This is a genomic window from Providencia sp. LY12 (assembly GCF_057621555.1).
The window spans coordinates 2,328,134-2,352,392 of record NZ_CM172594.1; the positions used below are offsets into that span (position 1 = coordinate 2,328,134).

The following is a 24,259-nucleotide window of genomic DNA, read 5'->3' on the forward strand; positions in this document are numbered from 1 at the left end:
TTCGATTCAATCTGAGTGCCGGTTTCTTTCAGTATATTTATTTAACTCTCTTCAGCATAAAATACCCGTCACTTTTCTTTTACTAGCACACTGCTTTACTGGCACTATTCGCTGAAATAGTTAGATAAAATGATAAATCGAATACGGCGGGAGTAGTGGTAGGATGAGTAAATAAAAAAGGGAAACATGATGTTTCCCTTTCATTTTATCGTATTAACATCGTAGGCTATTTCAGATACTGGCCTGAACGTAATGCTTCAATACGTTTATCTAATGGTGGGTGAGATAAAAACAGTTCGCTAAATGCTTTACCACGACCATTGATACAAAATGCCATCAAGCGCCCTTCTTCTTGCGGTTCATAGCTTGTTTTCAGGCGTTGCAGTGCAGCAATCATTTTCTCTCTGCCGACTAATTTGGCAGAGCCTGCATCCGCGTGGAACTCACGATGACGAGAGAACCACATCGTAATGATGCTCGCTAAAATACCAAACACGATTTCTAATACCATCGAAACGGCAAAATAAACCATTGGGTTACCATTGCTGCTTTCACTTTCATTGTCATTGTTGTTTGACATAAAGCCAGCCGCAACTTGCGCCAAAATACGTGAAATAAAGATAACGAAGGTATTCACAACACCTTGCAATAAGGTCATGGTAACCATATCACCGTTAGCGACATGGCTGATTTCATGGGCAATAACTGCTTCAGCTTCATCACGGCTCATGTTTTCCAATAAACCCGTACTTACCGCAACCAAAGAAGCATCACGGCGTGCGCCCGTTGCAAATGCGTTGATATCCGGTGCATGGTAAATTGCCACTTGTGGCATTTTGATACCGACTTGCTGGGACTGACGGCTAACAGTGTTAACTAACCACTGTTCCATCTCATTACGTGGATGTTCGATAACTTCCCCACCAACGGACTTCAGCGCCATCCATTTGGACATGAGCAGCGACACAAATGCGCCACCAAAACCAAACAATGCCGCCATGATCAGCAGACCTTGAGCACTACTTCCACGTATCCCGGTTAAACTTAAAATAATCCCGAACACAAACATAACAGCTAAGTTTGTGAGCAAGAATAAAGCAATTCTCATCATTTTTTATAGGTTCCTTGGTCAAAACAAACATCACGACAAATTTACTTCATAAATAAGGTTTTTTCACACCATTTCAAGCCCATTAACAGGAAAAAGTCATAAAATAACATATCTTTACACACAGCAATAAAAAATGCCGTTTTAATAAACGGCATTTAAATGATAACGATAAGGCACTACGAGAAAATGATCAGCTCACTTTACCTTTAGTTGGTTTGCCTTTAGAAACTTTTGCGGTTGTTTTTGCTGCAGCTTTAGCTTTGTCGGCTTTTGCTTTATCCGCTTTTGCTTTGTCTGCTTTCTCTTTTGCTGCTTTGGTTTTGTCTTTCTCTACCGCTTTAGCTTTGTCGGTTTTTTCCTTCACCGCTTTAGAGGTTTCCTTCTCTTTAGCCTTGGCTTTATCTGCTTTTTCTTTCACTGCTTTTGCAGATTCTTTGTCGGCAGCTTTCGCTTTGTCTGCTTTCTCTTTTACGGCTTTAGAGGTTTCTTTGTCAGCAGCTTTGGCTTTATCCGCTTTCTCTTTTACAGCTTTAGAGGTCTCTTTCTCTGTTGCTTTTGCCTTATCTTTCACCGCTTTCGATGTTTCTTTCTCAGCAGCTTTTGCCTTATCAGTTGCTTTTGATGCTTTATCTTTTGCAGTTTTACTCATGTTGTCACCTGTCTCTTTGATAGAATCTACCGCAGATGGTTTGCTGGACTGCTTTGCCACACCCGCCCCAATACCTGCACTTTTATTGATTGAGTTTTTTAGCTCATTTGTACAGACTTGCTCTGAACGACTGGTTGTTCCGTCATTACAGATAAATTGCCCGCCATCACAACGAGCAATTCCGCCTTTAGCGCCTGAACAAGGGTAGTTACTTGCATTCGCAGAACCCATTGACGACATCATGACCGCCATGACAGTTAATAAACCTACAGATAATTTACGCATTGCTTTGCCTCATTAATAAGGGATATTACTAACTGAAGTGTAGGATATTTTTGAAAAAGCGAAAGAAAACCTACTATTTTTTTGAACAAAAATTTAGGTTTAGTTGAAACCGAGACTATAAATAAAATACTAAATACATTAAATCATTTTCAAATCAATAAATTACAAAATCAATAGATATAAAAAAGCCAGCTTACGCTGGCTCTAGAAAATACTTTTTATTTTTACTGCTTGGCACCAGAAAGCATCTTAGTGTTTTGATTCGAAAGGTCTATTGCCATTTTCACCGTTTCATCTAAATACGGATCTGGCGCTTCGTAATCTTTCGGTAAATCATCAATCGACTTCAATAGCGGTTTACCAAGTTTTGCATTGCGTTCATTAATGCGTTTTAGTTTGGTCGCATCAATTTCATTATCTTCTTTCTGACGCTGAGCATAGTTCAGAGAAATCAGATTCTTTGTCGCTTTCAATGACTTGTAACGCGCAATATCTTCATCGATATATTTGAACTCAGGGTCAACACTGATACGGGCTAAATGCTTGGTTTTAATCGGAGATAAATCAGCGTTAATGTCCCCAGATTTAGTGTAATTCGCAGCCGGGATGCTATCCCAAGGCAATGCGTTATCTTCAAAGCTTTCACCTGTTTCTGCTGGATCTTGCCCTGTTGGCATAACCACATCTGGAGTCACACCTTCACGCTGAGTACTTCCACCATTAACCCGATAGAACTTCTGAATAGTGTATTGCACTGAACCTAATGCTGGCCATTCTGGTTTTAGCATTTGGTCATAAACACGGCTTAAACTTCTGTGCTGCTGTACCGTTCCTTTACCAAAAGTCGGTTCACCCACAATTAAAGCGCGACCATAATCTTGCATTGCTGCAGCAAAAATTTCTGATGCAGAAGCACTAAAACGATCAACCAGAACAACTAATGGACCTTTATAATAGATAACATCATCGTCATCCGCATCTTGGCGAACTTGACCATTGTTATCACGAACTTGAACAACCGGTCCTTTATTAATAAACAGCCCAGATAATGCGACTGCTTCTGTTAATGCCCCACCGCCATTACCGCGCAGGTCAATAATCAGAGCCGAAACATTCTCTTTCGCCATTTTTTGCAATTCAGTTTTGACATCGTTGGTCAAACCAACATAGAAACCTGGAATATCTAATACGCCAACTTTCTCTTTACCTTGCTGTTTGATAGACAGTTTTACTGCTCTATCTTCCAGTCGGATCTGTTCGCGAACAATTGTCACGATACGTGGCTTAGCACCTTTCGTATCTGAAACAACTTCTAAACGAACTTGGCTACCTTTTGGCCCTTTGATTAATGCGACGACGTCATCTAAACGCCAACCCACGACATCAACAATAGGTTTACCAACTTGACCAACACCAATGATTTTGTCGCCGACTTTTAGCTCTTTGCTTTTAGCCGCAGGACCACCCGCAACTAAAGAATTAATTGTCGTATTATCATCATCTTGTTGTAACACGGCACCAATCCCCTCAAGGGATAAACTCATTTCTGAGTTAAATTGTTCAGTGCTACGAGGTGATAAATAACTGGTATGTGGGTCAATTTCGCGAGCAAACGCATTCATAATTAATTGGAATACGTCTTCGCTTTGTGCCTGAGATAAGCGTTTCAATGCAAAATTGTAACGCTTAGTCAGTTTGTCTTTGATCTCTTTGTCATCTTTGCCCGTTAATTTCAAACTTAACCAATCATAGCGGACTTTTTGGTCCCATAAACGGTCTAGTTCTTCTTTATCCTTCGGCCAAGGTGCTTTAGTTCGATCAACCTCAATAGAATCCGTCGCGTTTAAATCAATCGGTTGATCTAAACGCGCCAGCGCATATTTGAAACGTTCAAAGCGACGTTGCTGAGAAAGGTTATACAGGTCATAGAACTTATCTAACTTGCCATCTTCAAGCCATTCGCCCGTTTTTGCTTTATCTTTTGCATACTGGTCAACATCGGATTGAAGTAAAACATTATGTCCGTAATCAATCATATTGAGATAACGGTCAAATATTTTCCCAGAAAACTCTTTGTCTAAATCGAATTGACGATAGTGAGAGCGCGTAAAACGTGATGTCACACGCTCACTCACGGTTCCGTGCTGTGTATTCTGCTTTAAAAGAGGTAACTGAGCAGCAGTGACCGGAGTCACTGCCTGAGTATTAGCTATTGCGGTGCCGAAAGTCGCGAGACTCACAACAAATGCAACTTTGAGTAATTTGTTCATGACCTGAGTGACCTCCGTATCAGAACTTTAAATGTTCCGCGCGCACAATCATTGCCAGACCAGATGGCAATTGAACCCTAACACCATCTTTGGCAATTTCCAGCACAGAGGCATCCATCATACTGCTACCCACTTTCACTTTCAGAGTCTGACCGACTTTCAGTGTGTTGATATCAGTAACTGATTTCAAATTTTCTTCGGCTGGATTGCTACGAGGTTTTTTCGGAGCTGTATTTTGTGGGCGTTCTTTTTTGTCTGATGGACGGCGACGAGATAAGTTCTCTTTGTTCGCATCATTTTGACGAGGTGCTTTGTCGCTAGGCTTTTTCGCAGCAGGACGCTTTTGCGTTTTTTGTTGCTCTGCGCGTTGCGCTTGGACTCTCGCTTTCGCTTCAGCTAATTGTTGACGCGCATGGGCAATGTGCTCTGCATCTAATTCACCGCAGTCATCTCCATTTAAGTCAACACGTTTTGCGCCTTCTTTAACACCGTAAAGGTAACGCCAGCTAGAGGTATACATGCGTAACGCTGAACGTAATTGCGTTTTGCTAATACCATCTTCTTCGGTTAAGTTCCCTACGATATCTTGAAAAATTCCGACTTTAAGCGGACGTGCTTCGCCTTCAGCGATAAAACAGCGTGGAAAACGCTCTGCCAAAAATGCGATAACTTCTTTACTACTATTCAACTTAGGTTGATTTTCCATGAAATTTCCTGATAACAACGATTTTGCCAACCTCACGGGCATGAACAAGCGGACATTATAATCGTGTTGCTGACAATTGCCACGTTCCTATTGATTTTACATACCAATAATTAATAATATTTTGGTATAGAACACATCGCCAAGTGCTGGCATAACTGGTCTGTAAGGTATTGAAGCCCTTTTTCATCTTCTTCGTCGAATTGGCCGATATTTGGGCTATCGATGTCTAAAACCCCAATTATCTTGCCATTTACACATAGAGGGAAGACGATTTCCGAGTTACTTGCCGCATCACACGCGATGTGACCTGGAAAAGCATGCACATCTTCCACACGCTGAACTCGCGCTTCGGAAAATGCAGCACCACAGACGCCTTTATTGAACGGGATCCGTACACAAGCGATTTTACCTTGGAATGGACCGAGAACCAGTTCCTTTCCATCACTCAAGTAAAAACCAACCCAGTTGATACCGGATAAACGTTCAAATAATAACGCACTGCTATTTGCCAAACTGGCAATTAAATCATACTCTCCAGCGATAAGTGCAGATAAACTATCTGAAAGTTCGTGATAATACTTCTTTTTATCCATATTTATTTTCAGTTATACGTAAACAAGTAAAAAAATATTAGTAAGCGTAGACCGTAGGTTAGCAAGTTGTCACTTTTACGTAAATTTTTTTACACTAGATTACAAGCAAATTAATTCATACAATCAATATATATGACCCACATTAATCATACTGCCATGAATTTGCAACGTTGTTGCCATTGTAACCAAAAAATAGTGACTCCGCCTTTTCAACCACGGCAAGTCATTGTTTGCCCAAGATGTTCTAGTCAACTAAATGATGGGCGCTCATGGTCACTCCGTCGTCTTGCTCTATTATCTATCACTTTATTGCTTCTTGCGCCCATCGCTTTTTGGCAGCCATTGATTTCTATTCATCTATTTGGCACCCAAATCAATGCTAATGTGCTTGATGGTATCCGCTTAATTAGCGAGCAAGGTGACCCTTTTACCGCCAGCATTGTAGCTTTTTGTGCGATAGCAGCACCGTTACTTTTGCCTATTTCAATTTTATCTTTGGTATTAGCGCGTTACCTGTCCATCAACATGCGCCCCATTTTACTGATGATGAAGCATCTCAAAGAGTGGGTCATGCTGGATGTCTATCTTGTCGGTTTGGGTATCGCCGCGATTAAAATGCAAGATTACGCGACAGTTTATGTCGGGCACGGGTTGATTGCGTTTAGCACTATGTCTTTGATTAGTATTATCATTTTAATCCATATTAATCTCAATGAACTGTGGCGGCGGCTTTATCCTTTAGAAGAAAATGCAGATGCGCCTCATGCAGAAACCTGCCTAGCCTGCCATTTTACTGGCGAACCCAATAAGAAAGGCAAGTGCCAGCGCTGCCACCGCCCACTTCACCATCGCGAACCTTTAAGCTTACAAAAAACATGGGCCGCACTGATTGCCGCCATGGTATTGCTAATCCCTGCTAACCTACTGCCTATTTCGACGTTTTATTTAAATGGGCGACGCTTAGAAGATACAATTTATTCCGGTGTCGTTTCCTTAATTGATTCAGGAAACTGGCCGATTGCTATTATCGTTTTTATTGCCAGTATTTTGGTGCCCTTCGTAAAGATTATCATCATGATACTGTTATTATTTTCAATTCAACTTAAAAGCCATACAGACCCTGTGTTACGGATGAAATTGCTGAAATTCGTCTCATGGATTGGGCGTTGGTCGATGTTAGATTTATTCGTCATCGCCTTGATGATGACCTTAGTTAACCGCGATATGCTAATGTCATTTACTATGGGGCCTGCGGCTTTATATTTTGGTACCGCTGTTATTTTAACTATCCTTGCTGTTGAGTGGTTAGACAGTCGATTAATTTGGGATTCTTATGGAAAATCAAAACCATCAAAATGAAGCTTCGGATGAAGTTTCGGAGGTTATCAGCCGTAAAAGGACGACAATTTCGCCCTTTTGGCTGCTTCCCATCATCGCGATCATGATCGCAGGCTGGCTGCTATTCCAACAATGGGTGGAACGTGGCACGCAAATTACCATTCAATTTTCATCTGCCTCTGGCGTTGTTGCAGGTCGAACGCCAATTCGCTACCAAGGTGTGGATGTTGGCATGGTGCAAACCGTTTCTATTAGTAGCGATATGAAAAGCGTAATTGTCACCGCCAATGTGAATAAAGATATGCGCTCTGCACTCACTTCTGGAACGCGCTTTTGGCTAGTAACGCCTAAAGCCTCACTAGCCGGTGTATCAGGCTTAGATGCTCTGGTAGGTGGGAACTATATTGGGATGCAGCCAAGCACTGGCTCGCAAAAATCCCAATTTGTGGCGCTCGATACACCACCTCAGCGAAACTTAAACGAAGGTGAATTACTCATTTACCTCACCGCGAAAGATTTAGGTGCATTAAACGAAAACTCCCCTGTTTATTACCGTAAAGTTCCGGTCGGTTATATTTCTGATTACTCCTTATTACCTGAAAATAAAGGCGTATCCATCGCGGTTATTATTAAAAAACGCTACGTGAATCTCGTACGATCGGATAGCCAATTTTGGAATATCTCTGGTATTGAGGGAGGATTCGACTTAAATACTGGCGCCAGTATCAAAATGGAAAGCCTTTCGGCAGTGATCAATGGCGCTGTCGCATTCGATTCCCCAGAAAACAGCCTGCCAGCACAAACCGGGCAGCAATATGAATTGCAGCCGAGTAAAGAGGATGTCAAACCGCTTGATCAGCAAGGCAATATAGACTTGCAACTTACCCTCACCGCATTGGATACCTTCGGGGTAAATGTGGGGCAACCTGTTATCTACCGCGGAATAAAAATCGGTGAAGTGTTACAACGTCACTTAACAGATGACAATGTTCAGTTCCAAATTGCCGTGTTTAATGAATTTAAACATTTGGTTAAACAAGACAGTAAATTTGTCGCCAATAGCCGTGTCGATGTGCAATTAGGTATGAGCGGATTGCAATTCCAAGGTGCGACACCTCAAGAATGGCTGGAAGGTGGCTTACATATCATTCCAGGAAAAGGGAAAGATACATTACCAGACTCATTCCCGTTATATCGTACCGATGAAAATGCCAAGGCGGGTATTTTAGGTTCCATGTTACCGACCACCATTACGCTAAACACCAATACCCTTCCCGACATTCAACAAGGTTCAGTGGTGTTATATCGCCAATTTGAAGTCGGTAAAATTGTGTCGATTAAACCAAACAATGACGGCTTTGCAGTGAATGTGTATATCTCAGGTCAATACCGTAATTTATTGACTCCACAAAGCGTATTCTGGGCTGAAGGTGGTGCTAAAGTTCAGTTAAATGCTGGAGGTTTAACAGTTCAAGCCTCCCCGCTCAGCCGTGCGTTTAGTGGTGCAATTAGCTTTGACAATATTCAAACTGGCTCTTTAGATACTTCACGCCAACATACACTTTATCCATCAGAAACGGCGGCAAAAGCGATTGGTAGTGCGGTAACACTGACAACCTTTGATGCGTCTAAGCTATCCGAAGGCATGCCTATTCGCTACCTAGGGATTAATATCGGACAAATTGAATCACTGAAACTGTCTGCGGATAACCGCGAAGTAAAAGCGAAAGCGATTCTGTATCCTGAATATGTAGAAAACTTCACCAAAATTGGCAGCCGTTTCGCCATTGTGACCCCTGAACTTTCCCCATCGGGGGTTAACAACCTCGATACGCTGATCCAACCGTATATCAGTGCAGAGCCTGGGCGCAGTAATAAGAGCCGTTTCCAATTTGAACTGCAAACTGCCAACATTACAGATTCCCGTTATCTCGATGGTCTCACCATTATCCTTGATGCTAGCGAAGCGGGGTCTATTCAGGTAGGAACGCCAATTCTGTTTAGAGGATTAGAAATCGGAACCGTCACTGGGCTTTATTTGGGAGAACTTTCCGATCGCGTTTATATTGCAACACGCATAGGTAAAGAATACCAATATCTGATCCGCGATAATACCCAGTTCTGGTTATCTTCCGGTTACAATCTCGCCTTTGGTTTAACAGGCGGCGTAGTGAAAAGCGGTACATTCAAGCAGTTTGTTCGTGGTGGAATTTCGCTGGCAACCCCGCCAACAGTGCCACTGGCACCTAAAGCTAAGCCTGATCAGCATTTCATTCTGAAATTAGAGCCACCTGCGGACTGGTTAGACTGGGGAACCCCTATTCCCAAAAAATAATCCCTCACAAGGCGTCATGTTTCACAGCATGACGCCTTTTTTATTCCATTCTACTGAAAATATATTTTGGAAACGAATTCCATTTATACTATGCTTAATTTCGTTGGGCTGATTTTTTATTGTAAAAATAAAGAGTAAAGAGGAAACGTTATGAGCATAGTTAAATTGAAAATCTCTTCCTATGAAATCAATGATGCAGTCATGACTGATAAGCGTAGTGATACTGTGAGTATTCCTTGCGATTCCGATTCTGAGTTTTGTATGCAATTGGATGGTTGGGATGAACACACGAGTATCCCTGCGACACTGGATGAAAAACCGGTTCTGCTCTATCGCCAGCGTTATGATAAAGAAAATCATCATTGGCTAATGAGAATTGCTTGATGAAGATGGTGGTATTCAATAGAACGGTTAGATGGGAAATAACACAAAAAAAAGAGGCCTGGTAGATTCCGATTACCGGGCCTTGGGAAATGGCTCTGGCAGAGCCGTGCGCTAAAATTGCCATTGAGACGTAACAAAGTACTCCCTAATACTAGCGTTCAGCTTACGTTCTTACCACTTAAATTAGCAATTAATTTACATATTTTTAACACAATTTACTGCTTAATTTTCTAAGATTGAGCTATTTGCATGATAAGTTAAACCTATCTAAGCAATCAGCAAAACCTTTCAATTGCCATCTCCTTGATATTTCTAGCTAAAGGCTAACTACATCCTATTTACTCTCACACAGTTTCTCGGCGGCTTGCTTCAGCGGTAATACTCGCTCTTCAACTGATTTAGTGGTTTCGATAGGCGCTAATAGCACATCAATCGGTTGTGCTTGGATCTCTTTCTTTTCCATTTGTGCCGTTGCAATACCATTCAATGGATGCTGCATTAACGTAGATGGGTTGATGACCACCAATGCGCCATTCGCTCGACACTCTAACATTACTTCTTCACGCTTTAGCGGCCAATCGTCGCCAAACTGTTTTTTGCTAACGCTCGCCAGTGGAGCCGCCATCGCCGTACTGAATGTTCCACCCAGTACTAACGCACAAATTATGAATTTGAATTTCATTGAAAATGACCTTGTCAAACGGGGTTATACAAAGATATGCGCCATTATACAGGTTGATAGGTAGCAAAAATAGCCACGGCAAGGATGGCAATCGTACCAAGCAGCAATTCAGCCCAACTATTTATTATCAAATAATTAATCTGCCCTTGCTGTTGAAGACGTGGTACGACCCAATAACGATTCGTTAATGCCAATAGCACCATCAACCCAACCAACGCAATTTTTAGCCATAGCCAAGATTGGTATTCGGATAGTGTTGAGGTGAATGGCCAGCCCGGCAATAAAATCAGGCTATTAATAATCCCCGTTATTAGTACACAAATCACAGCAATATGCCCTAATTGCGAGTAACGCTTCATTGATACAACAATTTGCGTTTCTAGCCCTGCTTTTAACTGTTCTTTACTACGTAAAAATTGAATACAAATAAGGAAAGGCCACAAGCCCCCAAACCAATACGCACAACTAATTAAATGAATGAATTGATTAGTTTGATGAGCAATTCCCAGCCACCCTTCATGCATCGCCGCATGACCAATAAAGGCATGCAGACCCAGAGTAATGACGGAGAAACCAAGAATGAGATAAAGTTTTAAGGTGATCGGGCGTATAAATAGAACGGCAAACAAACCGACAGAACTGAGGATTTCCCAACGCCAGATTTGACCAAAGGTAGTGCCAAGTACACCTTGCCAAATATCCATATTCAACGCATCTTCCCAGCCATCGCCCATCAAACCAGATTGTGCAATCATCCAGCAAAATGTGGTGATGATAGTAATAACTGCGCTAAATATAATGCTTTTTTTCAGTGTATCTTGGAGTAGTACGCGAAATTGCCCATGGGAAACTATCACCGCAAACATCGACATTCCACACATCAACATTGCGGCGATAAAATGAGCAAATCGCGTTAAGGTATAAAATGCTTCCAGTGACATATTATTTCACAGTGAAGCTATAGTTCCCTTTGGTTTTATGCCCATCAACAGAGACAACGCTCCATTGAACATCGTACTTACCTGCGGCTAATTTGCTTTCAACAGGAATAATAACTTTGGTGTTATTGCTAGGATCTAACGCGGCTTTACCCGTCTTGATTATTTGCTTGTTCTCATCCGTTACATTGACCTTAGTAAAGTTAACTTCAATACCTTCAGAAAAGTTTAATGTGATAGCTTCTGGTGCCTGCTCTAATGCCGCGCCCTCAGCAGGTAATTGATCTTTAAGATGCGCATGAGCAAATGCTTGTTGGAATGACATACCTAAGAACAGTACAGCGACCGCGCTTAATTTACGCCAAGAAGATTTTATTTGGTTGATTGGCATAGTAACCTCTTAATTTGCAGGTGAATTTAGATATATTGCCAATCATTATACGGAAAATAATACGATACGCAGCGATAAAATCAGATTTTATCATTCAGCTTGTGAGGCTTGGCACAAAATGCGAATAAAACTCACTCGCAAAAATAGAACAAGCGCCATTCATCTCTGAATTGGCGCTTGATAAATAACCCAAAAATCGAGTTATTGAAAAGAATAATTAAACGTGTGCCGCTGCCGCTAAGCCTTTCAAATCTTTATCCAGCAGGAATAATGATTTACCAGACTCACCCACCATGCCCAGTTTATCCAGTACAGATTTGAACAGTTTCTCTTCTTCATGCTGCTCTGCAACATACCATTGCAGGAAGTTGAATGTTGAGTAATCTTGGGTGGTCATGGCTAAATGCGCAAGTTTATTGATTTCTGAAGTAATTAATTGCTCATGCTCATACGTTTTATTGAACACATCAGCGATAGAATCAAAATTTTCTGGTGGTGCAGCAATCGCGCCTAAGCGTGGTAATGCCCCTGTATCGCTAAGGTAATTAAATAAACGCTGCATATGCTCCATTTCTTCTTGTGAGTGAGCTTTCAAAAATGCAGCTGCACCTTCAAAACCTTTATCACTACACCAAGCACTCATTTGCAAATACAGATTAGCGGAGAAAAACTCAAGATTCAGTTGTTTATTTAACGCTTCAATCATGTCAGCTTTTAACATATCTTTACCTTAATGATGATGATTTTATGAAGTTATATCCCACAGTAACATAATAAATGCATTCAGAAAACATTCTTCCTATAAAAATTAATTTATTGATTAACAATAACTTTTTGTAAAAATAACACGAATCAGTCGCATTAGCTTTTATTCATCATGATAATCCTAATTGCTTACTATTATCATGTTTGAATTTAATTTTATTCGCTAACCATCTCACTATTTCATCAAGATTTTTTGAACTTCAATTGCTACAATTCACGCTGATGTTGTTAACCGTTAGGATTTGAAATGAGCCACAATCTTGCCACCCTCCCAAAAGAAGAGATGGACAAAATTAACGTTGACCTGCTGGCTTCCGGTGTTGCTTTTAAGGAACGTTATAATATTCCCATTATTCCTGATGCCATCGAACGTGAGCAACCAGAACATTTGCGAGATTATTTTCGTGAAAGACTGGTCCACTATCGCCAGTTATCGATGAATTTCGCTCGCATGCCCTACGAGCCAAGAAATCGCTAAGAATGGAATTTTAGACACAAAAAAAGGAGAATGTAATTCTCCTTTGACCATTTTCAAACCTATAGTTTTGGAAATGGCTCTTTTGGGTTGTAAAATTAACAAGGAAAATCAATGTATTGATTTTCGCCTGATAACACAAAGAGGGAACAACCACGTTTTATCCCTCTTTGTCATCAACCTCAGGAGAGTTAGACTCTCCTTTTTCATTCTATAAACCCACAGATTATTTGCTGGTGTTATAGGTGATGGTATTGTTTTTACAATCCACAGCGACACGATAATGCAAATCGGATTTCGACCCTCTGACCACTAAAGGCAGCGAGTAGCCATCTTCCGTTTTCGTCACTTCACTATCATTGATCCATGCAACCGCTTTTTTACCCACGGCCGCTTTTTCATCCGCCCAACGTGGTAACCGGTTATTCATAAAATCATTTTTAACCTGCGCCGCAATTTGTGGCTCAGTAAGATTGCCACAGCTCACAAATGCCGCTGCTTTACCTTCTTCCTTGTTAGCACTGAATGCAAACGAACTTAATACAAGCGCACAACTGCCTAAAACCATTGCTATTTTTTTATTAACATTCATACCGTCCTCCGGCATCTACGAAATGTAGATGAAATTGAGATCCATTGTACTCACCAAAACTGCAGCATCATTAACAACGCGCGTATAGGCAGACGTTGTCTATTTAGTGTAGTTGTAAAAATCAAACCTATGAGCAAAATGACTTAACTGATATGAATTTATCAGAAATATTTTTAAATGTTAATAGGATGTTTATTAATTATTAATTTTCGTCATCGAATCGAGCAACAATTTGCTCTTTACCTTGATGGTTTTCCCTGATTTCTTGAGCAACCAGCGCAATCGCTTCTCCGCTGCTCATGCCTTCTGCCATCAGTTGGTGAATGCGTTCAACCGCTTCTTGTTGCTCTGCGTGGGAAAGTGCTGGCATACCTGAAAACATAATCAACCTCTTTAAATTGCAGACTTATTTAATACGTTAAGATTTTCAGCAAATTTTAACAGCTCTTGCCTTAATAAGGTAAGATTATATGGTAATCTGGCATTATTCACTTGTGGAACCTGATTTTAATTGATTGATATGGCTATTAATAAAATACAACTCCCTTACAGCCCCAATGTGGCATTAGATTATTTTGCACCGTTATCGCACCAACCATGGGCCATGCTGCTTCATTCTGGTCAAGCTGAACACTCTCATAACCGTTACGATATGATTGTCGCTGATCCAGCTGTCACCCTATTAACGCGCGGTTTGCAAACGGAAATTCAAGCGCAAAATCAGCCTGCTCAGTTTTCAGAAAAAGATCCCTTTGCCCTTTTACAGCAATATATGGATCAATATCAAGTCGCCAAATTTACTGATGAAACTCTGCCGTTCCAAGGTGGTGCAATGGGAATTTGGAGCTATGACTTAGGTCGCCGTATCGAAAAACTTCCTGAACTTGCTACCACTGAACTGCAATTTCCCGATATGGCGGTGGGCATCTATTTATGGGCTCTTATTGTTGACCATCATGAACAGCGTGTGACCTTATACAGCCATCAAGATGTCGAGCAACGACTCGCTTGGTTGCAGGCTCAAAAAGCCTCTCGTAAAAGTGCCTTCGCACTAACATCCCCATGGCATGCCAACATGACCGAAGCGCAATACCATGAAAATATTGCCCGTATCCATCAATATTTACGTGAGGGGGATTGCTACCAAATCAACCTAGCCCAGCGCTTTAAAGCCAAATATAAGGGCAATGAGTGGGATGCATTTTTAACGCTGAATGAAAGCAACCGTGCCCCATTCTCCTCGTTTATTCGCTTACCCGATAATGCGGTTATCAGTGTTTCTCCTGAACGCTTTATTTTACTAGAGAAAGGTGAAATTCAAACTCGCCCGATTAAAGGAACCTTGCCTCGCTTAGACTCACCAGAAGAAGACCAACTCCAAGCAGAAAAGTTAGCCATTTCGCCAAAAGATCGTGCTGAAAACTTGATGATTGTGGATTTACTGCGCAATGACATTGGACGCGTTGCTAAGCCGGGCACCGTACGCGTTCCTGAGCTTTTCAAAGTGGAGCCATTTCCCGCAGTTCATCACCTCGTGAGCACTATCACTGCCACATTAGACAGCCAATACAAAGCTACCGACTTACTGCGTGCCTGTTTCCCTGGCGGTTCCATTACGGGCGCCCCGAAAATTCGTGCAATGCAGATCATTGAAGAATTAGAACCCAATCGTCGACATGGATATTGTGGCGCAATCGGCTATATTAGTTTCTGTGGCAATATGGATACGAACATCACAATCCGTACACTGATAACTGATAAAAAACAGATTTATTGCTGGGCTGGTGGCGGTATTGTTGCTGATAGCCAAGCAGATAAAGAGTACCAAGAAACCTTTGACAAATTACGCCTGATTTTGCCAAAACTAGGAAAACTCGATAGCGATGACTGAGCTAAATAGCTTTATTAACCGTTTTCAATTTACACTCCCGCTTTCTCGCCAACCCGCCACATCGGCGGGTAAAGCGGCCGCAGTGCTATTGCCAATTATTAATAAATCCAATCCGACATTATTGCTCACGCAACGGTCACCACTATTACGTTCTCATGCCGGTCAAGTGGCATTTCCAGGCGGTTCACGCGATCCTGAAGATTCAAACTTAATTGCGACCGCATTACGAGAAGCCTACGAAGAAGTCGCCATTCCACCAGAGAAAGTACAGGTCTTAGGGCAACTTGCACCTATCTCCAGTATTGGCGGGTATCAAGTCACCCCAATTGTGGGTCTTGTTCCCGATAATATTCGTTATCAGGCGAATCCAAGCGAAGTTTCCTCTATTTTTGAAATCCCCCTGTTTGATGCGTTATCCCTGCAAAAACATAAATATGTGGATATCAACCGCTCCGGCCGCGAAAAACGGATCTTTTTCTATTGGTATAACAATCACTTAGTCTGGGGTCTAACTGCATCCATCCTGCATCAGCTTGCCCTACAACTGGATTAGTCTTCATAGTCAATAATCCTTTTATTCAATCATTTTTCCACTATCCAAAATACAATTAGTGCTATTTATAACCAATCCACCTTATGTAACTACCTTATTTCAAAAAATACTTTAAACTTACTGGTTAACACTACGAAATAACAGTAAAGTAGCGCCCTTTAAAATAAATCACTATATCTTCATCTTTTGTTTAAGGAGTCCTGCGTGATAAGCGTTTTCGACATGTTTAAAGTGGGCATTGGCCCTTCAAGCTCTCATACCGTTGGTCCGATGAAAGCTGGGAAAGAATTTGTCGATGATTTGGTCAATAAGCAATTATTGCCATCCGTCACCCGTGTCGCAGTAGACGTTTATGGCTCTTTATCCCTAACAGGTAAAGGTCACCATACCGATATCGCCATTATTATGGGTTTAGCAGGTAACCTCCCTGCTACCGTTGACATTGAATCAATTCCATCCTTTATCAAGAATGTGGAAGAAACAGAAAAGCTGCTATTAGCCAATGGCACTCATACTGTTGATTTCCCACGTGAGGGTGGCATGAATTTCCGTCAAGATAACTTACCGTTACATGAAAACGGTATGACTATCCACGCCTTTGCTGGCGATAAGGAAATTTACACTAAAACTTATTATTCCATCGGCGGTGGTTTCATTGTCGATGAAGAACATTTTGGTCAAACCTCTTCAGACAGTAAACCAGTCTCTTATCCGTTTAATTCCGCGAGTGAATTACTCCTAAAATGTAAAGAATCTGGCTTATCGATTTCTAGCCTGATGATGAAAAATGAGCTGGATTTGCACCCTCGTGAAGAAATTGACGCTTACTTTGCGGATGTATGGAAAACCATGCAAGCCTGTATTGAACGCGGCCTGAACACTGAAGGGGTCCTTCCAGGTCCATTGCGCGTTCCTCGTCGTGCACCGGCACTGAACCGCTTAGTGACCTCTGCGAGTAAACTGTCTAATGACCCGATGAACGTGGTTGATTTAATCAACATGTATGCATTGGCCGTTAACGAAGAAAACGCAGCGGGTGGTCGTGTTGTTACAGCGCCAACTAACGGTGCTTGTGGTATCGTTCCGGCTGTTTTGGCCTACTACAACCATTGCGTTGAACCCGTTACACCAGAACTTTACTTGCGCTATTTCTTAGCGTCCGGCGCCGTTGGTATTCTGTATAAAATGAATGCGTCTATTTCGGGTGCAGAAGTGGGTTGCCAAGGCGAAGTTGGTGTTGCCTGCTCAATGGCGGCGGCAGGTTTAGCAGAATTATTTGGCGCAAGCCCAGAGCAAGTCTGCATTGCAGCTGAAATTGGTATGGAACACAACTTAGGTTTAACCTGTGACCCTGTTGCCGGACAAGTTCAAGTACCTTGTATTGAACGTAACGCAATCGCCTCTGTTAAAGCTATCAATGCCGCACGCATGGCTTTACGTAGAACCAGCGAGCCTCGCGTTTCTCTCGATAAAGTTATCGAAACCATGTACGAAACGGGTAAAGATATGAATGCCAAATACCGCGAAACATCTCGTGGTGGCTTAGCTATCAAAGTCCAGTGTGATTAATCAGTAAGATTAAGCCTCCCTCTTCATTGCTCATTTAAATGGTGAAGAGGGAGCTTTACCCTCACTCTTTCTGCGCTTATTTAATTTTTTTAATTAAGTCTATTAAACTCCAACACCTTCATCAAAATAACATCTCCCCTCTTTTTGCTTTTCTCGTTTCAGCTTTCGATTTTTATCGTCTACGAACGTTTTATTTCTTCAGTACTCTCACGCGGGATTCTATTTTTTGAATCGCTATTTCCATTCTGTTATTCCTTTAAATTCTATTGGTCAGCCCTGTTTTTGCTCACTTTTTACTCTCCATGACGAATTTCTTATCAAATAAACCGATTTTTTGTTACCGATAACAGAGTGTCACTCTTTCTTATTGAAATAAACCAAAATTATACTCTGTAAATATTTATATATTTAGAGTTATAGGTTTATTTATCAGTAATATTTGGATCTGTTTTTATTTTTCTGACGCGAAACAAGTTTTTTAGATTAATCCTAGTGATATGATCAGACTGACCATTCAGCTAATAATTGCACTTAACTAATTATTAGCTAGCCACTTAGTTTGAATTTATTCAGCTACTATTTAAGGTGCAGGGGAAACACATAGAGAAGGAGTCCAGTTTCTAACTTCTATTCTATCGTCAATGATGTTTCGATTTATCTGTTAAGAGGGAAAAATAGTGAGTATAGCTATTATGATTGGTACCCACGGAGTTGCTGCTGAACAGCTACTCCGAACCACCGAGATGTTAATAGGCGAGCAAGAAAACGTCTCGTTTATTGACTTTGTCCCTGGGGAAAATGCTGACACCCTATTTGAAAAATACACACAAAAGCTGACTACTCTTGATACCTCAGCGGGTGTGCTATTTCTTGTTGATACATGGGGAGGTAGTCCATTTAATGCTGCTACACGCATTGCCAATGAGCATGACAATTACGAAATCATTACAGGCGTAAATGTCCCAATGCTCGTCGAGACCTTTATGTGCCGCGATGACAACCCATCCATGGATGAGCTGATCACCGTCGCGCTAGAAACAGGTCGCGGTGGCATCCGTCCATTCAAGTTTAAAGAAGTTATTGCAGGAACTCCTGCGCCCGCAGCGGTCAGTGCACCTGCTCCACAACCTGTTATTGCAGGCCCGGGTGAACACATGATTATTGCTTTAGCGCGTGTTGATGACCGATTAATTCACGGTCAGGTGGCGACTCGCTGGACAAAAGAGATGCGCGTTAAACGCATTATCGTTGTCAGCGATGAAGTGGCCAAAGATACCGTTCGCTCTACCTTACTGAAACAAGTTGCTCCTCCAGGTGTTACCGCCCACGTTGTTGACGTAGACAAATGTGTCCGTGTTTACAACAACCCGAAATATTCCGGCGAGCGCGTGATGCTGTTATTCACTAACCCAACAGATGTACAGCGTATTGTTGAGCAAGGCGTTGAGATTGACTCGGTCAATATTGGTGGGATGGCCTATACCGAAGGTAAAACCATGGTCACCAATGCCGTATCAATTAACCAAAAAGATATCGATGCATTCAATTATCTGAATGACAAAAATATTGAGTTAGAAGTTCGTAAAGTCGCTTCAGACAGTAAAGTCCACATGATGGATTTAATTAATAAACTCAAAAAATAATGTTTTAGAAATTAGTTCTTATTGAACCGTTACTCAAAAACAGACTTAGAAACTTGTTGGTTACAGGAGATTAAACAATGGAACTTACCGTTGTTCAAATAGTAATGGTCTTCGTCGTGGCTTGTATCGCCGGTATGGGATCGATCCTCGATGAATTCCAGTTCCACCGCCCTCTCATTGCCTGTACGCTTATTGGTATTGTTCTGGGTGATATGAAAACCGGTATTATTATCGGTGGTACACTGGAAATGATCGCGTTAGGTTGGATGAACATCGGTGCGGCCGTTGCACCAGATGCTGCATTAGCCTCCATCATTTCAACCATTCTGGTTATTGCAGGTGGTCAAAGTATCGGTGCCGGTATTGCACTGGCTATCCCACTGGCAGCAGCTGGACAAGTACTGACAATCATTGTTCGTACTATTACCGTTGCATTCCAACACGCCGCTGACCGTGCTGCGGTCTCCGGTAATTTAACCTCCCTGAGCATTATCCACGTTTCTGCGTTATTACTGCAAGCAATGCGTATCGCAATCCCTGCACTGATCGTCGCAATTTCAGTGGGAACTTCAGAAGTCCAGCACTTACTGAACTCTATCCCTGAAGTCGTTACCAACGGTCTGAACATTGCAGGTGGTATGATTGTTGTGGTCGGTTATGCGATGGTTATCAACATGATGCGCGCTGGCTATCTGATGCCGTTCTTCTATTTAGGCTTCGTGACTGCGGCCTTTACTAACTTCAACCTTGTTGCACTTGGTGTGATTGGTGTTGTGATGGCGATTCTGTACATCCAACTAAGCCCGAAATACAACAAATCCCAAGTTGTTGTCAGCCAATCAAACAGTAACAACAATCTTGATAACGAATTAGACTAGAAGGAACGTAAAAATGGTTGAACAAACTCAATCTACTGAAAAACGGCTGACAAAAAGCGATATTCGTGGGGTTTTCTTACGTTCTAACTTATTCCAAGGTTCATGGAACTTTGAACGTATGCAGGCTCTGGGTTTCTGTTTCTCAATGGTTCCCGTGATCCGTCGCTTATACCCAGAAAATAATGATGACCGTAAACAAGCGATTAAACGTCACTTAGAGTTCTTCAATACCCATCCTTACGTTGCTGCGCCTATTTTGGGTGTAACGATGGCGATGGAAGAAGAACGTGCTAATGGCGCGGACATCGACGATGGTGCAATCAACGGTATCAAAGTCGGTCTAATGGGACCATTGGCCGGTGTGGGTGATCCAATTTTCTGGGGAACTGTGCGCCCTGTATTCGCTGCTCTGGGTGCTGGTATCGCGATGACAGGTAGCTTGTTAGGTCCTGTACTGTTCTTCGTTCTGTTTAACCTTGTACGTCTGTTAACTCGCTATTATGGCGTGGCCTATGGCTACAAGAAAGGGATTGATATCGTTCAAGATATGGGCGGTGGATTCCTGCAAAAACTGACAGAAGGAGCATCGATTCTAGGCCTGTTTGTTATGGGGGCGCTGGTCAATAAATGGACTCACGTCAACATTCCACTCGAAGTTTCGCGGATCAAAAACCAAACCACGGGTGTGGAAGATATCACTACTGTTCAGATGATCCTCGACCAATTAATGCCTGGATTAGTTCCTCTATTGCTGACCTTCGCCTGTATGTGGCTGTTACGCCGTAAAGTGAATGCTTTATGGATCATTATCGGCTTCTTCGGTTTAGGTATTCTGGGTGCTTGGTTAAACTTCTTAGCGCCATAATTTCTGTTAAATAATAAAAAAGGGAGGTTGCAGCCTCCCTTTTTTACTTTTAAGCTTGGTAATTCGTCCACTTAGTCATGGGTACTCAAATGACCTTAAATGATGTCGTTTTAGCCATTATCATTTTGATCATGCTTGTATACGCAATCTATGATGAATTTATTCAAGGAACACTAAAAGGCAAAACTCTATTAAAAGTTAACTTAAAACGTAAACATCGAGTGGATGCCATCATTTTTATTGTTCTCATTTGTATCGTCATTTATACAAATATTGTTCGACATGGTAATTTATTAACCACTTATTTATTAATGATTACTATTTTTATGGCTATTTATTTAGCTTTTATTCGTCGCCCAAAAGTATTTTTTAAACAAACCGGCTTTTATTTAGCCAATACGTTTATTTTATATGAGCGAATTAAAACAATGAATTTATCTGAAGATGGTATTTTAATGATTGGATTAGAGCAAAAAAAAGTCCATATTCAAGTCAACCATCTTGATGATTTACAAAAGATTTATGATTTTTTTATTAATCATAAATAACTACTTTATATATTGGTATAAATATTAAGGTTAATTAAATGTTTAATTAACCTTAACTTTGTTAATATCGAAAATGAAAATTATTCTCATTTAAAAAATATATTTATTAATAATTAATATTTTGCCTTTATTAAAATCTATGATATCTTTCGTCCCACGTCATTGGGGAGTAGCCTGTTCTGGAATGTATTCTTTCCAGAAAATCCGTGTCAACATACTCGTTTGTTTTTAAACGTGGTGCGGATGCCATTTATTGGTTGGCAAGACCATAGACACATAAATACGCCTTTTGGTTGGGGGTAATTTATGTGTATATGGAAACACCCAACCGAGATTATTGTTATGAGCTTTTACGCAACTCTCATCCTTGCCTTCGCGCTCTCTATGGATGCTTTCGCTGTCGCTATTTGTAAGGGCGCAGTGCTCCATAAACCTCGTTTTCGTGAAATTCTTCGTACTGGTTTTATCTTTGGTTTTATTGAAGCTATCACACCGATCATTGGCTGGGGCATTGGTATTTTAGCCAGCCAGTATGTTATCCGTTGGGATCACTGGATTGCGTTTGCCCTGCTATTCATTCTTGGCGGACGTATGATCTGGCAAAGTCTAACCACCAAAGATGAAGATTGCTGCGCTAAACCATCTAGTCACAGTGCAGGAAATTTAGTGTTATCTGCCATCGCCACCAGCCTTGATGCTATGGCAATTGGTTTAGGTCTGGCTTTCCTGCAAGTAGATATCGTCCATACAGCGATGACTATCGGCTTAACCACGATGATAATGGCCACAATTGGAATGATGATTGGCCGTTACGTAGGTCCATTATTAGGAAAAAAAGCAGAGATTTTAGGCGGGCTGGTGCTTATTGCGATTGGATTTAATATCCTCTTTGAGCATCTCGAATTATTTATGTACGCACCATGATCTTCCTGTTCCCCCTGAGTCATTCAGGGGGAACAGTTTGAGATTTAATACGGGTTTTAGTCTTTATATTGATAAACTCGGATCAGAAAATCAGCAGTATAATCTTTCACGTTTCCCTGCTTTAATTGCTGTTTCACCTCTTCAGAAGCTCGCCATGCAAACGGCGTCATCTCTAACAATGCAAATGCCTCTTCTCCTTCAAGATCCATCACATAATTTAAGCGAGTCTCATCAATCAATTTAAAGTCTGGAAGGTCTTCGTCTTTTGCAGGGTGTAATTTCACTTCATCATAAATCAAGGCTTTTAATTCTTGCAGATGTTCTGCTGCCGGCGTTACCGTAATTAAAATTCCCATTGGTGTTAATACTCGGCTTAATTCTTGCGCCTTACAGGGTGCATAAATACGAATAATGGCACTCAAACTCGAATCCGCAAACGGTAAACGATGACTTGAAGCAACACAGAAATTAACTGATTTATAGCGCTTAGCAGCAAAACGGATTGCCACTTTCGATACATCCAGCCCATACACACTAACAGATTTAGATGCCGCCTTTAATGACTGAGCAAAATGATCAGTGTAATACCCTTCCCCACAACCGATATCGAGTATATTTTCACTGCTCTCAGGTAGATATTGAGCGAGCTTGTCAGCGACCTTATCGCGCATTGGCTGATAATGACCCGCATCTAAAAACTGACGACGAGAAACCATCATTTCTAGGCTATCACCTGGATCTTTAGAACGCTTATGCTGTACAGGGAGCAAATTAACATAACCCTCTTTGGCGCAATCAAACTGGTGATTTGCTTCACAACGATAGCTACTGTTAATTAAATTGAGGGGTTTTAAACACAAGGGGCATTGATAATTCATATGGTTACACTGATTTAAAAATAATGCTCAGTATACCATATAAGCTGTCAAGCAGCGCCATGGAATTATACCCCATGGCACCGTGACGTAATCTAGAGGAGTATAGCGAACTTATTTACCTGCTTTAGCCGCTTCAGGTGCTTTGACTTCACCTGGCTGTTTCACTTCACTCTTTTTAACTTCTTTTTTACCATGCTCTGCTTTGGCAACTTCGTGCGTTTTCACACCATGGTTTACATGTTCAGTTTTCGCAGTGGTATTTGCTAATGCAGCACCAGAAACAGCTAATGACAGAACAGTTGCGATTGCTAATAATTTTTTCATTTTGAACGCCTTATTTAAATTCAAACTAACGAGTAATTGGTATAAAACTTATATTTTGGTGTAGCTAAAAATTTAAATGGCTTTTTCGGCACTTTTATCTTTAGTTGCACTCACTTTTTTCTCAGTTTTCACTTTTGCGTGATGAGCTTTCGCTGAGTGATGAGCGGTAGCAATTGGCGCTACTGGCTCAGTTTTGGTTGTTGTATTTGCTAATGCAGCACCAGAAACAGCTAATGACAATACAGTTGCGATTGCTAATAACTTTTTCATACTAAGTACCTTAAGATTAATTTATTAAGCAAGGATGTTCTTGCCACATTAATAAATCATATCTACAGATCATTTCGCAATAGGAGAATATTAAAGATTCTTAAGTTTTTTATAGGTTATTTTAATGAATAAATATTTTAATTTTGTTGATACTCCATTTACTTTTAAATGGTTAATTTCCAATCTTTTTCAGACTCACCGCAAATTAATTTATTTATAAATATCAACTAGATAAATTAAAAACAACCTTGATGTTAATTTTTTGATTTTAAAGATTACCTTCACTCCAATTTATTTGATATCTATTTTTTCTTCATTTTTCTTTTAAAAACTCACTTTTTATCTTGCCAATTTAATAAAGTTTCTTTTTTTGAAGATAAGCTCACTTTTATTTTTATCTAA

General features: G+C 41.0%; 26 protein-coding genes and 1 riboswitch. Of the genes, 12 read left to right on the top strand and 14 right to left on the bottom strand.

Annotated features, from left to right (window positions below):
- Positions 1-226 precede the first annotated feature (226 nt).
- From htpX to ACY3ZI_RS11015, 5 genes are all read right to left on the bottom strand, one after another.
- Positions 227-1,111: a protease HtpX gene (gene htpX, locus ACY3ZI_RS10995; RefSeq protein ID WP_211885751.1), complete on the bottom strand. Its 885-nt coding sequence runs from the start codon at positions 1,109-1,111 to the stop codon at positions 227-229.
- 190 nt (positions 1,112-1,301) lie between these two features.
- Entirely contained in the window at positions 1,302-2,045 is a 744-nt protein-coding gene (locus tag ACY3ZI_RS11000; RefSeq protein WP_487375161.1) for a YdcA family protein, read from the bottom strand.
- 224 nt (positions 2,046-2,269) lie between these two features.
- Entirely contained in the window at positions 2,270-4,315 is a 2,046-nt protein-coding gene (gene prc, locus ACY3ZI_RS11005) for a carboxy terminal-processing peptidase (RefSeq protein WP_211885753.1), read from the bottom strand.
- 19 nt (positions 4,316-4,334) lie between these two features.
- Complete coding sequence (proQ, locus tag ACY3ZI_RS11010) at positions 4,335-5,021, bottom strand: RNA chaperone ProQ (protein ID WP_132496032.1); 687 nt, start codon at positions 5,019-5,021, stop codon at positions 4,335-4,337.
- Positions 5,022-5,131: 110 nt separating this feature from the next.
- The gene (locus ACY3ZI_RS11015) at positions 5,132-5,614 is read right to left on the bottom strand and encodes a GAF domain-containing protein (protein WP_211885755.1); all 483 of its coding nucleotides are present in this window, start codon (positions 5,612-5,614) and stop codon (positions 5,132-5,134) included.
- 132 nt (positions 5,615-5,746) lie between these two features.
- Between ACY3ZI_RS11015 and yebS the strand changes: the two genes are divergently transcribed.
- The 3 genes from yebS (at position 5,747) to ACY3ZI_RS11030 (ending at position 9,671) form a co-directional block, all read left to right on the top strand.
- Positions 5,747-6,973 carry a membrane integrity lipid transport subunit YebS gene (yebS, locus tag ACY3ZI_RS11020; RefSeq protein WP_487375162.1) on the top strand — a complete coding sequence of 409 codons (1,227 nt, stop codon included), beginning with the start codon at positions 5,747-5,749 and terminating at the stop codon, positions 6,971-6,973.
- Positions 6,948-9,287: an MlaD family protein gene (locus ACY3ZI_RS11025; protein WP_211885758.1), complete on the top strand. Its 2,340-nt coding sequence runs from the start codon at positions 6,948-6,950 to the stop codon at positions 9,285-9,287. The genes yebS and ACY3ZI_RS11025 overlap by 26 nt, the downstream gene beginning before the upstream one ends.
- A 150-nt stretch (positions 9,288-9,437) precedes the next feature.
- The gene (locus ACY3ZI_RS11030; protein ID WP_211885759.1) at positions 9,438-9,671 is read left to right on the top strand and encodes a DUF1480 family protein; all 234 of its coding nucleotides are present in this window, start codon (positions 9,438-9,440) and stop codon (positions 9,669-9,671) included.
- Between the two features lie 334 nt (positions 9,672-10,005).
- Here ACY3ZI_RS11030 and ACY3ZI_RS11035 read toward each other — a convergent pair whose 3' ends face one another.
- The 4 genes from ACY3ZI_RS11035 to ftnA all read right to left on the bottom strand — a co-directional run bounded on the left by ACY3ZI_RS11035 (position 10,006) and on the right by ftnA (position 12,403).
- Entirely contained in the window at positions 10,006-10,353 is a 348-nt protein-coding gene (locus ACY3ZI_RS11035) for a DUF2511 domain-containing protein (protein ID WP_211885760.1), read from the bottom strand.
- A 44-nt stretch (positions 10,354-10,397) separates the two neighbouring features.
- Positions 10,398-11,294 carry a copper homeostasis membrane protein CopD gene (gene copD, locus ACY3ZI_RS11040; protein ID WP_487375163.1) on the bottom strand — a complete coding sequence of 299 codons (897 nt, stop codon included), beginning with the start codon at positions 11,292-11,294 and terminating at the stop codon, positions 10,398-10,400.
- Position 11,295: 1 nt separating this feature from the next.
- On the bottom strand, positions 11,296-11,682 hold the full coding sequence (gene copC / locus ACY3ZI_RS11045; RefSeq protein ID WP_036954840.1) for a copper homeostasis periplasmic binding protein CopC: 387 nt from the start codon (positions 11,680-11,682) through the stop codon (positions 11,296-11,298).
- A gap of 217 nt (positions 11,683-11,899) precedes the next feature.
- A complete protein-coding gene (gene ftnA / locus ACY3ZI_RS11050; protein WP_006658792.1) occupies positions 11,900-12,403 on the bottom strand; it encodes a non-heme ferritin in 504 nt (167 codons plus the stop codon).
- A gap of 291 nt (positions 12,404-12,694) precedes the next feature.
- Here ftnA and ACY3ZI_RS11055 point away from each other — a divergent pair, with 291 nt between their 5' ends.
- Positions 12,695-12,925, top strand: a complete 231-nt coding sequence (locus ACY3ZI_RS11055; RefSeq protein ID WP_036954833.1) for a DNA polymerase III subunit theta — start codon at positions 12,695-12,697, stop codon at positions 12,923-12,925.
- 223 nt (positions 12,926-13,148) lie between these two features.
- Here ACY3ZI_RS11055 and yebF read toward each other — a convergent pair whose 3' ends face one another.
- Both yebF and ACY3ZI_RS11065 read right to left on the bottom strand, forming a co-directional pair.
- The gene (gene yebF / locus ACY3ZI_RS11060; protein ID WP_036954829.1) at positions 13,149-13,514 is read right to left on the bottom strand and encodes a protein YebF; all 366 of its coding nucleotides are present in this window, start codon (positions 13,512-13,514) and stop codon (positions 13,149-13,151) included.
- A gap of 202 nt (positions 13,515-13,716) precedes the next feature.
- Positions 13,717-13,896 (bottom strand): YoaH family protein, encoded by a 180-nt coding sequence (locus ACY3ZI_RS11065; protein ID WP_036954826.1) that lies wholly within the window; start codon positions 13,894-13,896, stop codon positions 13,717-13,719.
- A gap of 138 nt (positions 13,897-14,034) precedes the next feature.
- On the opposite strand from ACY3ZI_RS11065, the gene pabB reads away from it, so the two are divergent.
- The 8 genes from pabB to mntP all read left to right on the top strand — a co-directional run bounded on the left by pabB (position 14,035) and on the right by mntP (position 22,385).
- Positions 14,035-15,405, top strand: a complete 1,371-nt coding sequence (gene pabB, locus ACY3ZI_RS11070) for an aminodeoxychorismate synthase component 1 (protein WP_487375164.1) — start codon at positions 14,035-14,037, stop codon at positions 15,403-15,405.
- A complete protein-coding gene (locus ACY3ZI_RS11075; protein WP_211885765.1) occupies positions 15,398-15,958 on the top strand; it encodes a CoA pyrophosphatase in 561 nt (186 codons plus the stop codon). The genes pabB and ACY3ZI_RS11075 overlap by 8 nt, the downstream gene beginning before the upstream one ends.
- 204 nt (positions 15,959-16,162) lie before the next feature.
- Positions 16,163-17,527 carry an L-serine ammonia-lyase gene (locus ACY3ZI_RS11080; protein WP_036953382.1) on the top strand — a complete coding sequence of 455 codons (1,365 nt, stop codon included), beginning with the start codon at positions 16,163-16,165 and terminating at the stop codon, positions 17,525-17,527.
- 677 nt (positions 17,528-18,204) lie between these two features.
- Entirely contained in the window at positions 18,205-19,170 is a 966-nt protein-coding gene (gene manX, locus ACY3ZI_RS11085) for a PTS mannose transporter subunit IIAB (protein WP_487375165.1), read from the top strand.
- 77 nt (positions 19,171-19,247) lie between these two features.
- A complete protein-coding gene (locus ACY3ZI_RS11090; RefSeq protein WP_036953378.1) occupies positions 19,248-20,048 on the top strand; it encodes a PTS mannose/fructose/sorbose transporter subunit IIC in 801 nt (266 codons plus the stop codon).
- A gap of 13 nt (positions 20,049-20,061) precedes the next feature.
- The gene (locus tag ACY3ZI_RS11095) at positions 20,062-20,913 is read left to right on the top strand and encodes a PTS mannose transporter subunit IID (RefSeq protein WP_036953376.1); all 852 of its coding nucleotides are present in this window, start codon (positions 20,062-20,064) and stop codon (positions 20,911-20,913) included.
- Positions 20,914-21,002: 89 nt separating this feature from the next.
- The gene (locus ACY3ZI_RS11100; protein WP_036953374.1) at positions 21,003-21,461 is read left to right on the top strand and encodes a DUF986 family protein; all 459 of its coding nucleotides are present in this window, start codon (positions 21,003-21,005) and stop codon (positions 21,459-21,461) included.
- Positions 21,462-21,613: 152 nt separating this feature from the next.
- A riboswitch (yybP-ykoY riboswitch) is annotated at positions 21,614-21,797 on the top strand.
- Positions 21,798-21,803: 6 nt separating this feature from the next.
- Positions 21,804-22,385, top strand: coding sequence for a manganese efflux pump MntP (gene mntP, locus ACY3ZI_RS11105; RefSeq protein ID WP_148444745.1), 582 nt, complete (start codon positions 21,804-21,806; stop codon positions 22,383-22,385).
- A gap of 56 nt (positions 22,386-22,441) precedes the next feature.
- Here the strand turns inward: mntP and rlmA are convergent, their stop codons facing one another.
- The 3 genes from rlmA to ACY3ZI_RS11120 form a co-directional block, all read right to left on the bottom strand.
- The gene (gene rlmA / locus ACY3ZI_RS11110) at positions 22,442-23,263 is read right to left on the bottom strand and encodes a 23S rRNA (guanine(745)-N(1))-methyltransferase (RefSeq protein ID WP_211885766.1); all 822 of its coding nucleotides are present in this window, start codon (positions 23,261-23,263) and stop codon (positions 22,442-22,444) included.
- A 111-nt stretch (positions 23,264-23,374) separates the two neighbouring features.
- On the bottom strand, positions 23,375-23,587 hold the full coding sequence (locus tag ACY3ZI_RS11115) for an acid-shock protein (protein WP_211885767.1): 213 nt from the start codon (positions 23,585-23,587) through the stop codon (positions 23,375-23,377).
- A 72-nt stretch (positions 23,588-23,659) separates the two neighbouring features.
- On the bottom strand, positions 23,660-23,857 hold the full coding sequence (locus ACY3ZI_RS11120; RefSeq protein ID WP_211885768.1) for an acid-shock protein: 198 nt from the start codon (positions 23,855-23,857) through the stop codon (positions 23,660-23,662).
- Between the last annotated feature and the right edge of the window lie 402 nt (positions 23,858-24,259).